Source organism: Campylobacter coli, from assembly GCA_039516895.1.
GTDB lineage: Bacteria > Campylobacterota > Campylobacteria > Campylobacterales > Campylobacteraceae > Campylobacter_D > Campylobacter_D coli_B.
Genome location: CP154437.1, coordinates 111,175 through 124,996, shown reverse-complemented (window position 1 = coordinate 124,996; position 13,822 = coordinate 111,175). Strand labels below are relative to the sequence as shown.

Here is a 13,822-nt window from a genome sequence, read left to right as displayed (position 1 = left end):
TTGCTTTTTAAACCTTTAGCAATATTTTTTGAAAGGTGTAAAATGAAAAATGAATTGGATGTTTTTAAGAAACACTTGGGCGAAATACAAGGCGTAAGTGAATTTAAAGCTACACAAATTTGTTCACAAATAAATGATGCAAATGATTTTATCGGTGCTCTACAAATACTTGATTTAACGCTTAAAAAAATTGAAAAAAGTATCACCGAAAGACTTGATGAGCAAAACGATGATTTACAAAAAAGAACCTTAGATGCAACGAGTTCTCAACTTATCCAAAACTGCTCTTTTATGGGTACAGCACTTTTTGGAAATATTTTCAATGTATATGTAGGCCAAAAACTTTTTGAATTTGAAATTTCAAATCCTCTTTTAGTTTTAGAAAAAGCAGGATATGAGGGTGTTTTAGCTTATGTTCAAGATAAAAGAGATGAAATTAAAGATATTTTATGCGAATTATCGAGTGCTATTACTATGGGAATAGGTATGGATAATTTGAATTTATCTAATTCTACTACAGACTTTAAAAATTTATTCAGATAAGGGTTAAAACTCTTATCGCTTTAAATGTATTCGTTAAAACAAATAATCTTAAGAAGTTTTTATATTTTAGCTTAAAGAGATATTCTACTCTTCTTTAAAGCTAGGTTGAAAAAAGGGGGAGGGAAGCAACCTAGCCTGTGAGATCTTTGAAGATCTCTTTAAACTAAAATATCAAATCATGTTTTGGCTTAATTTATAAATAGTTATTTTAAAAATGACATTTTAATTTAAATTTACTTAAATATTTATAAAAAAATAATTTAATAATTTAAATTATTAAATTATTGGAAAATTTTTGTAAAAATTTTCCAATTTTTACAAATAAAAACTCTTATAAAGTAGATAAAATTTCAGCACGCCCATTAATAATAGCCACACAATGTTCATAATGTGCACTATTAAGCTCATCCACACTTCCTGCATCCCATTTTCCATTAAAATGCTTTGGAGTTCCATCTTTTTGGCATATCATAGGTTCTATACAAAATACCATTCCATTTTTAATTTTTGGCCCACTTTTTGCATTTGCACCTTTTTCTAAATAATTTAAAATTTCAGGTTCTCCATGAGGTTTGCGTCCTATACCATGCCCGCAATATCCACGAAGCGGAACAAAACCTCTTGAATCTATAAATTCCCCTAAAGCTGCAGAAAGTTCTTTAAAACGCATTCCTTCGCGAATAATATCTATAGCATGATACAAAGCGTCCTTAGCACAAGAAATCAAAGCCTCATCTGTGGATGAAATTTTACCTATGGCTATGGTACGCGCCGCATCACCATAATACCCATCGATCAAACTTCCCACATCAAGTCCTAAAATGTCACCCTCTTTGATGATTTTTTCATCAGGAATTCCATGGATGCAAACCTGATTTAAAGAAGTGCAAATTGCACCAGGAAAACCATAAAGCCCTTTAAATGAAGGTTTTGCCCCAAGACTTAAGATAAAATCTTCTGCCATTTTATCGATTTGCTTAAGACTCATACCCGCTTTAATCTCATTTTCTAAAAAATCCAAAGTCTTAGCGACAATTTGATTTGCTATTCTTAATTTTTCTATTTCCGCTGGTTTTTTTAATTCTATCATTGTATTTCCTTATAAATTTAGCCAAATTTTAGCAGTATTTTCTAAAGACTTGACATCGCTCGAAGCATAAAAATGTAATTTTGCTTTTTTTTCTTTTAATAAAAGTTTTTGCCTTTGTTTTAAAAACTCCACTATAGCATCTCCTGAATGAATAAGCTTTGTCTTTGAACCAAAATAAGCACTCAAAGAATTTGCCAGCAAAGGAAAATGAGTGCAAGCAAGTATCAAAGCATTAGGAGTTTCAATCCCTTTAAAATAATGCCGCATAGCACTTTGCAAAAATTCTCCTTCAAAAATACCCTCTTCAACCATAGGTACAAAAAGACCTGTAGCTAAAGCATCTACATTAGTAAAACCTTGTTCTTGTAAGCGATTTTGATATTCTTTTGAATGAATTGTTGCCTTGGTGGCAATAACTAGAATTTTTTTATTTTTATCCAATAAAGCTTTTTTAGTAGCCTCAACACCCGCATCAATAACCCCATAAATAGGAAAATCAGCTCTTGATCTTAAAGCATCTAAAGCATAAGCACTAGCTGTATTGCACGCGATAATAAGCATATCGATATTAAATTTTGAAAAAAAATCTAAAGCCTCAAGGCAAAATTTGACTATAGTATCCTTATCTTTAACCCCATAAGGAACGCGAGCAGTATCTCCATAATAAATAATTTCGTCAAAAAGTCTTGCCTCGTAAAGCGATTTTAAAACGCTAAGTCCGCCTACACCACTATCAAAAACACCTATTTTCATCTTAATATCTTCTAGCACCTATATATCGATTTTTCCAATAAGAACTATTTAAATCCACTTCTCTTACTCCACCTTTTGTAGAAAGATGGATAAATTTACCCTTGCTCATATAAATTCCCACATGCATACCATTTGGACCTCTTCCTGTTTTAAAAAAAACAAGATCTCCTGTTTTTAATTTTGATTTAGAAACTTTTATACCCGAGCGTAGTTGCTTTGTTGTAGTACGCGGTATATGTGTATTAAACTGAGCTAAGGTACTTTGAGCAAAACCCGAACAATCAGCTCCTCTTTTTGTAGATCCACCCAAAACATAAGGAGTTTTTTTCCATTCATTAGCAATGGCTCTTAATCTTGTTTCTTTATCAACATTATAATTTATTTTAGTATGACTTGTATTTTGAGATAAACTACATCCACCTATACAAAAAGCAACCATAATAACAAAAAAAATAAATCTCATAAATTTTCCTAAGAACGCGCGGTAAAAAATTTAAGATAGATAAAACCCCAAATTCCAGAACAAAATGAAGCAATCAAAATAGCAAGATTATCTGCATAGTTAAAAATATCACTGACCTCATATGCTAAACCATCTATAAATAAACTCATAGTAAAGCCAATACCTGTTAAAATACAAACCCCATAAAGCTGCTTTAAATTTGCATTTTGAGGTAAGCTTGCTAATTTAAATTTGATCGCAAAGTATGAAAACAAAAAGACTCCCAATTGTTTTCCTATAAACAAACCCAAAAAAATACCTATACTAACGCCAGAAAAAATAGCATTTAAATCAATATTTGATAAATTAACCCCCGCATTTGCAAAAGCAAATAAAGGTAAAATAACAAAAGCTATCCAAAATTTCAAACTTTCATAAATTCCTTCTAAAAAATCTTCTCCATTTTTAGTTTGCATAGGTATAAAAAATGCTGTAATAATTCCAGCTAAAGTTGCATGCACCCCACTTTTTAAAACACTTACCCAAAGAATGATTGAACAAATAAAATAAAAAGATTTGCGTGTTATGCCTAAAATATTTAAAATCAACATCATAAAAATAGCAATTCCTGCGACTATAAAAGCAAATATTGAAAGTTTGGTTGTATAGAAAATTGCAATAATTAAAATCGCACCCACATCATCAAAAATAGCCAAAGAAAGTAAAAACAACTTAAGACTAGAGGGAATATGTTTTCCACACATCATCAAAATAGCCAAAGCAAATGCAGTATCCGTGGCTGTGGGGATAGCCCATCCTTTTAAAGTGTAAGCATCGCCTATATTGACTATAGCAAATATTAAAGCGGGTATAAGTATACCGCCTAATGCCCCCATAAAAGGTAAAACTATATTTTTAGGGTTTTTAAAGTCCCCGTGTAGAAATTCTTTTTTAAGCTCAAGGCCTATAGCGAAGAAAAATATCGATATAAGACCATCGTTAATCCAAAGCAAGAAAGGCTTGTTAAGCTCAAACTCACCCACACTAACTCCAACTTTTAAATTGAGTAGTTCGCGATAATGCTCACTTAAAGAACCATTTTGCACAAGTAGAGCAAGTATAGTACAAATTATGAGTAAAAATCCACCAAAGGCCTCATTTAATACTAAAGCTTTTAATTTTAATAAAACCTTATTCATTTAACAATTTTAAGATATATAAATCCAACAATAGCACTTAAAAAACTCGCTATCAAAATAGCTAGTTTATCCGCGTGCTCAAAAATATTGCTGTTTTTGTATGCCAAGCCATCGATAAATAAACTCATAGTAAAACCAATACCTGTTAAAATACAAATTCCGTAGAATTTTTTGTACTTAATATTTTCAGGCAGTTTTGCAAGCTTTAATTTTATAGCCAAATAACAAAACCCAAAAACTCCTAGTTGTTTTCCTAAAAATAAACCCAGCATAATTCCCATACTTACAGGTGAAACAATAGACTCAAAATGCATATCTCTTAAATCAATACCCGCATTTGCAAAAGCAAATAAAGGCAAAATAAAATACACCACCCAAGGGTTTAAATCCTTGTGCACTTCGTGAAGATAGGGTTTTTTATTTTTAGTATCAAGAGGAATAAATAAAGCTATGATTACACCCGCTAAAGTCGCATGAACGCCACTTTTTAACATAGCTATCCATAAAACCACTCCAACTAAAACATAAAGAGGCAAGTGAGTAACATGAAAATAATTCAAAACAAATAAAATAAAAACACATAAAAGACATACAATAATTGCTAAAGTAGATAATTGATCTGTATAAAATAAAGCAATGATAATAATAGCTCCTAAGTCATCAAAAATAGCTAAAGAAAGCAAGAATAACTTAAGACTAGAAGGAATTTTGCTTCCCAAAAGCATTAAAATACCTACTGCAAATGCTATATCCGTAGCTGTAGGGATAGCCCATCCTTTCATAGCAAATTCATGAGAATAATTAATGGCAGAAAAAATCAAAGCAGGGACAATCATACCCCCTAAAGCTCCAAATATAGGCAAAGAAACTGATCTTATATTTTTAAGTTGTCCGCGTAAAATTTCATATTTTAATTCAAGTCCTATACAAAGGAAAAAAATAGCAATCAAACCATCATTTATCCATAAATCCAAAGATTTAGCAATCTGAAAATGATCAAATCCTATAGTAAAATTAGCATGAAAAAAATCTGTATAAATAACGCTTAAGGAAGAATTTTTAAAAAGTAATGCTAAAAGAGTAAAAAATATGAGCAAAATGCCTGGGAAAGTTTCACTTAAAATTATTTTCTTTACAGCTTGCATTCACGCCCCTTGATTATAAATTCAATATGCTAATTATTATAACCAAAAAATATTAAAGAAATGATTATTTTAACAAGATATATCCTTATTTAGGGTGTAAAAACACCCTAAAATTTAAGATACTTAAGCATAAATATCTAAACCACTAGAGCTAGAAGCTTGTGGAGCAGAGGCTCCTGATGCACTCTCCATACCTTTGATAAGCTCATTCATCAACACCTCATTCGTATCCATTGATTTTTTCAAAACCGAAGTATTTACTGCTGTCAATAAATTAGCATTACTCATAGTTGCGTCTGAAATCATAACACCCTCCTAAGTATAATTTATGTATGAAGACTTAAGTAGTATCGGAAAAAAATTTAAACACTTAACCCTTTCAATAAAAAATTATTTTTATCTTTATTTAATATGATTCGTATTATACTTCTATCAATATTGATAATAAATATTATTTTTTATATTTTTAAGGAAATGAATGAAATTTTTTAAAATCTTGTTTGTTCTCTCTATGCTCTTTCTAGCAAATTCTGCTTTTGCTAGAGTTGATGATTATATAGCAGAAGCTAATACCATTAAAAACATACTAGAAGAGAGTATAAAAAGCTATAAAAAAGGCGATAATCTAAATGCTAAAAAACTAAGCGAAGATGCTTATTTTCAACATTTTGAAAATATGGAAGGTTCTATTGGACGAAATATAGGCAAAAAAGCCATCACCATGGAAAGAAAATTTACAAATTTGCGTCGCTTGTATAAAGATAAAGCACCCATAGAGCAAATTGATGCTTTAATTGAAAGCCTTTATTATGATTTAGATGAAGTTGCACCGATTTTGCAAAATGGCTATCGCTTAAAAGCAGAAGCAAGTGATACAAACTACGATAAAGCAGCAGCTGAAAAATCAAGCATGCAAGCCAATGCCAAGCGTGAAGCGGAAGCGGAAGCTTTAATTGCTCAAATGATGGGTATTGATAAGAATGATTTAGTAAAAACCAATTCCTCCTCTTTTGATACCCAAAACGAAACTACAGATGATAGTGTAAGTAGCGATTTGCAAGCGGCTGCAGCTATGGATGCAAGATTACAATTTATATTAGATAATATATCTACTAAATTCTCTCAAGCAGCTAATGCCTTTAAAAATAAAGATTATCAAGCAAGTAAAGATTTTTTAAATGATGCTTTATTTAATGATTATCGCAATACCAAAGTTGAAGTTTTAATCAACAAATTCACCAAAGCAGGTAATGATCAAAAAATCCAACAAGCCATACGAACTCTCATACGCCAAATCAACAACACAAATATTGATGAAAAAAACCTAAGAAATGATTTAGATTCGATAGAAGAACAGCTTTTTGATATCTTTTTACAAATTCCAAATTCAGAGCTTTCAAATTTAAAAATCGAAGGATTTAATGATGAAACAAAGGGTAAAGATTACGCTAAAGTTTCTGATGATATCAAACTTGCCTTAGATGAAATTTTAAAAAATTACGAGGGCTTTAGTGCTTCTATAGTAGATGATTTACAAGCAATTTATTTAGATATTTTTGAAGCCAGTGGAATGGAAAATAAGATCGGCGCTGTAGATAGTGCTTTAAAACTTAAAATCGAAAGTTTATTTTCCAAAAGCGTAGCTCTTATCAAAGCAAGTGCAGATAAAAAAGAGCTTGAAGCCACTTTTAACGACTTAGAACAACTGATTGCAAGTAGCGTGGATAAAATCCAAGATTCTTCGCCTTATTCGCTTTTTATATGGGCTTTGGGTATTATCTTGCGTGAAGGTTTGGAGGCTTTGATTATAGTTGTGGCTATAGTTTCTTATCTTGTACAAAGCGGCAACAAAAATCGCCTTAATATCGCTTATAGTGCCTTATTTACAGGTATTATACTAAGCTTCATCACTGCTTTTGGGCTCTCTTGGCTTTTTAAAGAAAATGCGGGACAAAGTAGAGAGCTTATAGAAGGCATTACCATGCTTATAGCTGTGTTTTTACTCTTTTATGTAGGCTTTTGGCTACTTTCAAATGCGCAAAATAAAAAATGGGTAAGTTTTATCAAACAAGGTGCTATTGATGCTATTTCAAACAATAGTGCAAAAACCCTTTGGTTTACAGTTTTTTTAGCAGTTTATAGAGAGGGTGCTGAAACCGTGCTTTTTTATCAAGCTTTATTTTTTGATGCTAAAACCAGTACTGATTTAAGTGCTATTTTTGGCGGGCTTGGGCTTGGAATTTTAGTGCTTATTGTCTTATATTTTCTTTTAAAAGCAGGCGCGATTCGTATCCCTATAAAACAATTTTTCTATATATGCTCTTATATTATTTTTTATATGATTTTTGTCTTTACAGGCAAAGGCATAGCCGAACTCATAGAAGGAAAACTTATCGTTCCTAGTCTTATATCTATGAATTTTGAACCTATTTTATGGCTTGGAATTTATCCTTATTATGAGACTTTAATCCCTCAATTTATAGTTTTAATCTTGCTAATTATTGGCATTTTATTAACAAAACAAATTTCAAAAAAAGGAGTAAAATCATGATAAAAAAATTTTTATCAGTAGTTGCTGCAGCTGCAGCCATCAGTACTAATTTGTTTGCAGGCGAAGTTCCAATCGGTGATCCTAAAGAGTTAAACGGCATGGAAATAGCTGCTGTTTATCTTCAGCCTATCGAAATGGAACCAAGGGGCATTGATTTGGCTGCGTCCTTAGCAGATATTCACTTAGAAGCGGACATTCATGCTCTTAAAAACAATCCAAACGGTTTTCCAGAAGGCTTTTGGATGCCTTATTTAACCATAGCTTATGAGCTTAAAAATACAGACACAGGCGCTATTAAACGCGGAACTTTAATGCCTATGGTAGCAGATGATGGCCCTCACTATGGTGCAAACATTGCTATGGAAAAAGATAAAAAAGGCGGATTTGGTGTAGGTAATTATGAGCTTACTTTTTATATTTCAAATCCAGAAAAACAAGGATTTGGACGCCATGTCGATGAAGAAACAGGTGTGGGTAAATGGTTTGAGCCTTTTAAGGTTGATTATAAATTCAAATACACAGGCACACCAAAATGATTTTACACTCGGATTTTCCGAGTGTTTAAATATTTTTATTTTTATTTTAAAATCAAAATAACAATGTTTAAAGAGTAAATTATGAGTATATATTTTGTGCATTTTCTTTCTAGCATCTTGCCTTTAAGTATTTTAATGGCTTTTATCACACCCAATAAAAAATATATTTTTAAAAGCTTTTTAGCTGTTTTTTTGGGCTTTTTGTTTGGATATTTTGCTTTTTTTATTGCGGCACAATTTCTAAAAACTGAGAATTTGATATTTAATTTCAATTTTATTTTTATAGCCTGTTTGCTTTTGAGTTTTGTGCTTTATTTTTGGCAAAAAATAGAAATTTTGAGTTTTATTTTACTAGGAATTTTGAGTTTTTGTATAGCTTTGCATTATTATAATTTAACTCAAGATTTTCCTATATTTAACGGTGTTTTAATCGATAGTGAAGCCATTTCTTCTTTGGGTTTTATTGCTTTAGCTTTATTAATTTGTATTTTAATTTTCTTCTTTTTAAAATGGCAAAAGAATATCAACAAAAAAGCAAGTTTTGTACTTTTTTTAATCCTTATTTTTATAGAAGGAGATAAGGTTTTAGCAAATATATTGCTTACACTGATGAGAAATTCTTTCATAGAAACTCATACTTTTTTAGTAAGTTTTGTTGGAAAAAGTAATTATTTTGGTGTTTTTGGAATTTATGTTTATTTATTTTTCATCATTTTTTTAGCATTTTTAAGTTTGCAAATTCGCAAAAAAAATATTGTAAAAAAGCAAATTTTAGATATTGCTTATCGCAAAAATGAAGCAAAAAATACTCTCATAAATCGCTATTTTTCTAGTGTTTTTATCTCTTGTATTTTGAGTTTTTGTATCATTTTATACTTTTTTATGGTAAGTTCTAAACCTTTAAGTATAGACGAGCCTACAGAGCTTTTACCTGATAAAAATGGCAAATTTATCTTTGATGTAGCCCTTTTAAGAGATAACAAACTTCATCGTTTTGCTTATATAAGCGAGCAAGGCAAAGTGATAAGATTTTTCCTCATCAATAAAAGAGAAGATAGGGATTCTCCTGTAGCTGTTTTTGATGCTTGTGCTATTTGTGGGGATATGGGTTATATTAAAAAAGAAGGGGAGTTAATTTGCATTTCGTGCAATGTGCGAATTTTTCTACCGAGCGTAGGAAAAACAGGCGGTTGTAATCCTATCCCATTAAAATATGATTATGATGGTGAAAAAATCACCATAGATGTTAAAGATGTTGTGGCAGGATCTAATTATTTTAGTCAAATCAAAGATATACAAGTGCAAGATCCTGTTTCAAAAGATAAGATCATTAACACTCAAGCACCTTTTTCTTACAGCTATAAAGGCATAACTTATTATTTTTCAAATGAAAAAAACTATGAGGAATTTAAGAAAGATCCTATGAAATATGTAGAAGATACAGAAGCCTTATTTTTAATCCAAAGGAGAAATAATGCTAGTTAAAATGATAACTCATTCTATCTTTAGAAATAAAATTCAAAAATTTCTAGCTTTTCTTACTTGTTTTTTGGCTACGCTTTTGCTATGTACAATGTTAAATATCACTCTAAGTATAGGCGATGAAGTGACTAAGCAACTTAAAAGTTATGGATCTAATATACTGGTTTTACCTAAAGGCTCAAGCCTTAGCATAGAAATAGGCAATGAGCTTTACGAACCTTTAAAAAACAAAAACTATTTAGAAGAAAAAAATTTATATATGTTAAAAGATATTTATTGGCGGAACAATATCACAGCCTTTGCTCCTTTTTTAGAAGGAAAAGTAGAAATAAAAAGCAATGATTCTTCAAAAAAAGCACTCCTTTATGGTACTTATTTTCAAAAAGCGATTGAAATAAAAGATGATGACGATTTTATCACAGGTATTAAAAGTCTTTATCCTTATTTAAAAGTACAAGGAGAATGGGCCAAAGATGATAGCAATGAAATCATGCTAGGTGAAGATTTTGCTAAAAATAACGATCTTAAAATCAATGATACGATAAAACTCATAGGAGAGAATAAAATTTCAAAAGAAGTAAAAGTCGTAGGAATTTTACTCCATGCCAATCCTAAAATGTCAAACAAAATCATCGCTCCTTTAAATTTAGCTCAAGAATTATTAGAAAAAAAAGGCTTGTATGCAAGTGCTGAAGTAAGAGCTTTTACTATACCTGAATCAGCTCTTTCTGAAAAGGTACGCCGAATGGGCGAGGAAAAACTCGATCAAATAGAATATGATAAATGGTATTGCTCAGCTTATGTAGGATCAATTGCTAGTCAAATTAGCGATGGCTTGCCAGGAGCGGATGCAAAAGCACTCAATGCCATAAGTGATGCACAAAGCTTGGTTGTTAAAAAAATTCAGTCTTTGATGGCTATTACTTGCATTATTTGTCTTATTGTTGCAAGTATTGCTATATCAAGTTTAATGAGTTCTGAAATTCATCGTAGAAAAAAAGAAATAGGACTTTTGAAAGTACTTGGAGCAAATACATTTCAAATTTACTTACTTTTTGCAGGTGAAAATTTGATCATAGCTTTAGTTTCTGCTGTATTTGGATTTATTTTTGGCATAGGACTTTCAGAGCTTATCAGCCTTGGAATTTTTGGATACTTTATAGACATTGCTTTTATAGCCTTGCCTTTAAGTCTTGTATTTGCAGGTTTGATAGCTATACTTGGATGCTTGCTTCCTATAAAAAATATTGCAAATCTTTCTCCCGCAGGAGTTCTTTATGGTAGATAAGTTTTTTTTAAATGAACTTTTTAAAAGCATTGCTTTTTCTTATCAAAGGCTTTTTATTATTGTCTTAAGTGTTTTTATAGGAGCACTAACTTGCTCGGCTTTTTTAAATATTTATTTTGATATTGATACAAAGCTTTCTAAAGAATTAAAAGCCTATGGAGCAAATGTTATCATCGAACCCAAAAATGATAAAGAGCTTATCTTAAATCAAGACTATAAAGAAGCAAAAAAGAATTTAAAAGCTAGAGCCTTAACTCCTTTTTTGTATACATTTTTAAATTTGGGTAGTACTAGTGGAGTGGTTTTGGGTACAGATTTTAGAGCCTTAAAGATAACTAAGCCTTTTATCGAAGTTAAAGAAGGGAGTTTTTCTCTAAGTGATTTTGATGAAAATTCAGCTTTTTTGGGTATCAATTTATCCAAACAACTAGGACTTAAAGTAGGCAATGAGCTTCAAATTTACAACCCAGAAAATGGCAAAACTACCAAGCTTACGATAAAAGGCATACTCTTAAGCAATGATGAATTAGACAGCATAGTTTTAGCGCCTTTAAGCGTAGTACAAAATTTAAGCGACACTTTTGGCATTCAATATGCCAATGCGGTTGTTTATGGAAATTTTGATGAGATAAATACAAAAACAAAAAATATTAGCAATGAAAGCATTAATGCAAAACCTATTTCATCAGTATCCTTAAGCGAAGGCCTAGTTTTAGATAAAATAAAAGCTTTAATGTTTTTAATCATACTTGTTGTCTTAATCATAGTCACAACAAGCGTAAATACCACTCTAAGTTCGATTATATTTTCGCGTAAAAAAGAAATTGCCTTGCGTTTGGCCTTAGGCGCTAAAAAAAGTGAAATTTTCAAACTTTTTGCTTGTGAATATTTTATCATTAGTCTTTTTGCTAGCATTATAGGAGCTTTTTGTGGGATATTTTTAGCAAATATATTTGGATATTTGATTTTTAATGCAAGTATAGATTTTAGATTTAAGGCTATATTTATGGCTTTAATTATTTCTTTATTTTTTGCTTTTTTAGCTGCCTTTTTTCCTATAAAAAAAGCATTAAAAATCAATGTCTGTGAAAATTTGAAAGGTGAATAATGAAAGAACTTATACAAATTAAAAATTTAAGTAAAGAATTTGGTAAAGTAAAAGCACTAGATAATATAAATTTAAATATTTACAAAGGAGAATGGCTTGCCATCATGGGTCCTTCTGGAAGTGGAAAATCAACGCTTTTAAATATATTATCTCTTATGGATAATCCAAGCAGTGGCAAATACATTTTAGATAATGAAGATTTAGAGCAAATCAATGAAGAGCAAAAAATCACTTTGCGCCGAGAAAAAATCGGGCTTATTTTTCAGCAATTTCATCTTATTCCTTATCTTAGTGCCTTAGAAAATGTTATGCTTTCGCAATACTATCATTCTAGCGTAGATGAAGAGGATGCAAAAGCTGTACTTGAAAAAGTAGGACTTTCACATCGCCTTAGCCATTTACCAAGCCAACTAAGCGGTGGAGAACAACAAAGAGTTTGTATAGCAAGAGCATTGATTAACAATCCTGAAATTTTACTTGCTGACGAGCCTACGGGGAATTTAGATGAAGCCAATGAAAAAATCGTCCTTGAAACCTTGCAAAAATTAAAAAATGAGGGTAAAACCATAGTCTTGATCACACACAATCCCGAATTAGCAAAATTTGCAGATCGCACCCTTATCTTACAGCATGGAGTTTTAAAATGAAAAAAGTATTTTTATTTTTCATAAGTCTTTTTTTGCTCAATGCTTGCTCTTTTGATACAAATCAAAACCAAGGTAAAATTGGCCAAATAGGAGCTGAAATTTCAGCTAAAGATACTTCGGGAAAGGCTGTTAAATTAGCCGATGATAAAAGCGATATAAAGGTTTTGGTTTTCTTTCAAAATGGTTGTCCTTCTTGTTTGCAAGAGCTGCCTTCTTTGGATAAATTTATGCAAGAACACCCAAATAAAATCAGCGTTTATGCTATAAATTCGGTAGATAAAGCTGAAGTCGTTCAGGTTTTAGCTGAACAATTAAATTTTAAAAATATCAAAGTTTTAACCGATGATCTTAAAATCACCAATGATCGCTACGCTGTATTTTCAACCCCGACCACCATTATACTTAAAGATGGGATTATAAAAGAAAGAATTTTAGGAGAAAAACCATGGCAAACTTTCGAATCCAAACTTATCTCTTTGCTTTAATTACAGCTTTATTTTTTATAGCTTGCGATAGTGGAGAAAATTTCAAAGCTTTAAATAGTGATAAAATTTATAATTTTTCTTATAATGGTTTTGAAAAAAGTTTAAAATTAGACGAGCAAACACAAAATTTTGCATTAGTATTTTTTACTAAAGATTGTGGGGTTTGTAAAGAACAAATTCCTATTTTGCAAGATTTAGCTAAAAACTATGATTTTAATATTTTTGTGGTTTTAGGTGATGCTAAAGACGCAAAGGACGCTAAAGCTTGGGCGGATGAAAAGGGTTTATCGCATCTAGCTTTGTTTTATGAAAAAAAAGCAGCTAAATATCTCTCAAGTGCAGTTGGGGAAATATATGGGGTACCTGTACTTAGCTTTTTTAAAGAAAGTAAAATGGATGAAAAATTCATAGGCTTAACGCCTTATAGTGTGCTTGAAAATGAGATTAAAAAACTAAAAATTTGATTTTATATTAAAATATTTTTACCGCAAATACCTAAGACTAGCTAGGTATAGCGATAAATAAATCAAATTTTAAACAAATATCTAAAAAA

Annotated in this window: 15 protein-coding genes; 9 read left to right on the top strand and 6 right to left on the bottom strand. The window is 30.8% G+C overall.

Annotated elements, in window-relative coordinates; all coding sequences use genetic code 11:
• The first annotated feature begins 42 nt into the window (after positions 1-42).
• Positions 43-543: a flagellar FLiS export co-chaperone gene (locus AAID94_00535; GenBank protein XAK24045.1), complete on the top strand. Its 501-nt coding sequence runs from the start codon at positions 43-45 to the stop codon at positions 541-543.
• Positions 544-874: 331 nt separating this feature from the next.
• On the opposite strand, the gene map is transcribed toward AAID94_00535, so the two are convergent.
• The 6 genes from map to AAID94_00505 all read right to left on the bottom strand — a co-directional run bounded on the left by map (position 875) and on the right by AAID94_00505 (position 5,478).
• Positions 875-1,633 (bottom strand): type I methionyl aminopeptidase, encoded by a 759-nt coding sequence (gene map, locus AAID94_00530; protein ID XAK24044.1) that lies wholly within the window; start codon positions 1,631-1,633, stop codon positions 875-877.
• Between the two features lie 9 nt (positions 1,634-1,642).
• Positions 1,643-2,386, bottom strand: a complete 744-nt coding sequence (gene murI / locus AAID94_00525) for a glutamate racemase (protein XAK24043.1) — start codon at positions 2,384-2,386, stop codon at positions 1,643-1,645.
• A gap of 1 nt (position 2,387) precedes the next feature.
• On the bottom strand, positions 2,388-2,849 hold the full coding sequence (locus AAID94_00520) for an NlpC/P60 family protein (protein ID XAK24042.1): 462 nt from the start codon (positions 2,847-2,849) through the stop codon (positions 2,388-2,390).
• Positions 2,850-2,857: 8 nt separating this feature from the next.
• A complete protein-coding gene (gene nhaA, locus AAID94_00515) occupies positions 2,858-4,027 on the bottom strand; it encodes a Na+/H+ antiporter NhaA (GenBank protein XAK24041.1) in 1,170 nt (389 codons plus the stop codon).
• Positions 4,024-5,172 carry a Na+/H+ antiporter NhaA gene (gene nhaA / locus AAID94_00510; GenBank protein ID XAK24040.1) on the bottom strand — a complete coding sequence of 383 codons (1,149 nt, stop codon included), beginning with the start codon at positions 5,170-5,172 and terminating at the stop codon, positions 4,024-4,026. The genes nhaA (AAID94_00515) and nhaA (AAID94_00510) overlap by 4 nt, the downstream gene beginning before the upstream one ends.
• Positions 5,173-5,295: 123 nt before the next feature.
• Positions 5,296-5,478 carry a YjfB family protein gene (locus tag AAID94_00505; GenBank protein ID XAK24039.1) on the bottom strand — a complete coding sequence of 61 codons (183 nt, stop codon included), beginning with the start codon at positions 5,476-5,478 and terminating at the stop codon, positions 5,296-5,298.
• Positions 5,479-5,650: 172 nt separating this feature from the next.
• Between AAID94_00505 and AAID94_00500 the strand changes: the two genes are divergently transcribed.
• The 8 genes from AAID94_00500 (at position 5,651) to traF (ending at position 13,733) form a co-directional block, all read left to right on the top strand.
• Positions 5,651-7,723, top strand: a complete 2,073-nt coding sequence (locus AAID94_00500) for an FTR1 family protein (GenBank protein ID XAK24038.1) — start codon at positions 5,651-5,653, stop codon at positions 7,721-7,723.
• A complete protein-coding gene (locus tag AAID94_00495) occupies positions 7,720-8,259 on the top strand; it encodes an iron transporter (protein ID XAK24037.1) in 540 nt (179 codons plus the stop codon). The genes AAID94_00500 and AAID94_00495 overlap by 4 nt, the downstream gene beginning before the upstream one ends.
• Before the next feature lie 81 nt (positions 8,260-8,340).
• The gene (locus AAID94_00490; protein ID XAK24036.1) at positions 8,341-9,744 is read left to right on the top strand and encodes a Fe-S-containing protein; all 1,404 of its coding nucleotides are present in this window, start codon (positions 8,341-8,343) and stop codon (positions 9,742-9,744) included.
• Positions 9,731-11,029: an ABC transporter permease gene (locus AAID94_00485; GenBank protein ID XAK24751.1), complete on the top strand. Its 1,299-nt coding sequence runs from the start codon at positions 9,731-9,733 to the stop codon at positions 11,027-11,029. Before AAID94_00490 ends, AAID94_00485 begins: the two co-directional genes overlap by 14 nt.
• Positions 11,019-12,137 carry an FtsX-like permease family protein gene (locus AAID94_00480; GenBank protein ID XAK24035.1) on the top strand — a complete coding sequence of 373 codons (1,119 nt, stop codon included), beginning with the start codon at positions 11,019-11,021 and terminating at the stop codon, positions 12,135-12,137. Before AAID94_00485 ends, AAID94_00480 begins: the two co-directional genes overlap by 11 nt.
• On the top strand, positions 12,137-12,784 hold the full coding sequence (locus AAID94_00475; protein ID XAK24034.1) for an ABC transporter ATP-binding protein: 648 nt from the start codon (positions 12,137-12,139) through the stop codon (positions 12,782-12,784). Before AAID94_00480 ends, AAID94_00475 begins: the two co-directional genes overlap by 1 nt.
• A complete protein-coding gene (locus AAID94_00470) occupies positions 12,781-13,269 on the top strand; it encodes a TlpA disulfide reductase family protein (GenBank protein ID XAK24033.1) in 489 nt (162 codons plus the stop codon). The genes AAID94_00475 and AAID94_00470 overlap by 4 nt, the downstream gene beginning before the upstream one ends.
• The gene (traF, locus tag AAID94_00465) at positions 13,230-13,733 is read left to right on the top strand and encodes a conjugal transfer protein TraF (GenBank protein ID XAK24032.1); all 504 of its coding nucleotides are present in this window, start codon (positions 13,230-13,232) and stop codon (positions 13,731-13,733) included. Before AAID94_00470 ends, traF begins: the two co-directional genes overlap by 40 nt.
• The last annotated feature ends 89 nt before the right edge of the window (positions 13,734-13,822 follow it).

Bases quoted from the DNA above. Each gene is read 5' to 3' on its own strand.
- AAID94_00535 (XAK24045.1), top strand. From the start codon at position 43: ATGAAAAATGAATTGGATGTTTTTAAGAAACACTTGGGCGAAATACAA.
- map (XAK24044.1), bottom strand. From the start codon at position 1,633: ATGATAGAATTAAAAAAACCAGCGGAAATAGAAAAATTAAGAATAGCA.
- murI (XAK24043.1), bottom strand. From the start codon at position 2,386: ATGAAAATAGGTGTTTTTGATAGTGGTGTAGGCGGACTTAGCGTTTTA.
- AAID94_00520 (XAK24042.1), bottom strand. From the start codon at position 2,849: ATGAGATTTATTTTTTTTGTTATTATGGTTGCTTTTTGTATAGGTGGA.
- nhaA (XAK24041.1), bottom strand. From the start codon at position 4,027: ATGAATAAGGTTTTATTAAAATTAAAAGCTTTAGTATTAAATGAGGCC.
- nhaA (XAK24040.1), bottom strand. From the start codon at position 5,172: ATGCAAGCTGTAAAGAAAATAATTTTAAGTGAAACTTTCCCAGGCATT.
- AAID94_00505 (XAK24039.1), bottom strand. From the start codon at position 5,478: ATGATTTCAGACGCAACTATGAGTAATGCTAATTTATTGACAGCAGTA.
- AAID94_00500 (XAK24038.1), top strand. From the start codon at position 5,651: ATGAAATTTTTTAAAATCTTGTTTGTTCTCTCTATGCTCTTTCTAGCA.
- AAID94_00495 (XAK24037.1), top strand. From the start codon at position 7,720: ATGATAAAAAAATTTTTATCAGTAGTTGCTGCAGCTGCAGCCATCAGT.
- AAID94_00490 (XAK24036.1), top strand. From the start codon at position 8,341: ATGAGTATATATTTTGTGCATTTTCTTTCTAGCATCTTGCCTTTAAGT.
- AAID94_00480 (XAK24035.1), top strand. From the start codon at position 11,019: ATGGTAGATAAGTTTTTTTTAAATGAACTTTTTAAAAGCATTGCTTTT.
- AAID94_00475 (XAK24034.1), top strand. From the start codon at position 12,137: ATGAAAGAACTTATACAAATTAAAAATTTAAGTAAAGAATTTGGTAAA.
- AAID94_00470 (XAK24033.1), top strand. From the start codon at position 12,781: ATGAAAAAAGTATTTTTATTTTTCATAAGTCTTTTTTTGCTCAATGCT.
- traF (XAK24032.1), top strand. From the start codon at position 13,230: ATGGCAAACTTTCGAATCCAAACTTATCTCTTTGCTTTAATTACAGCT.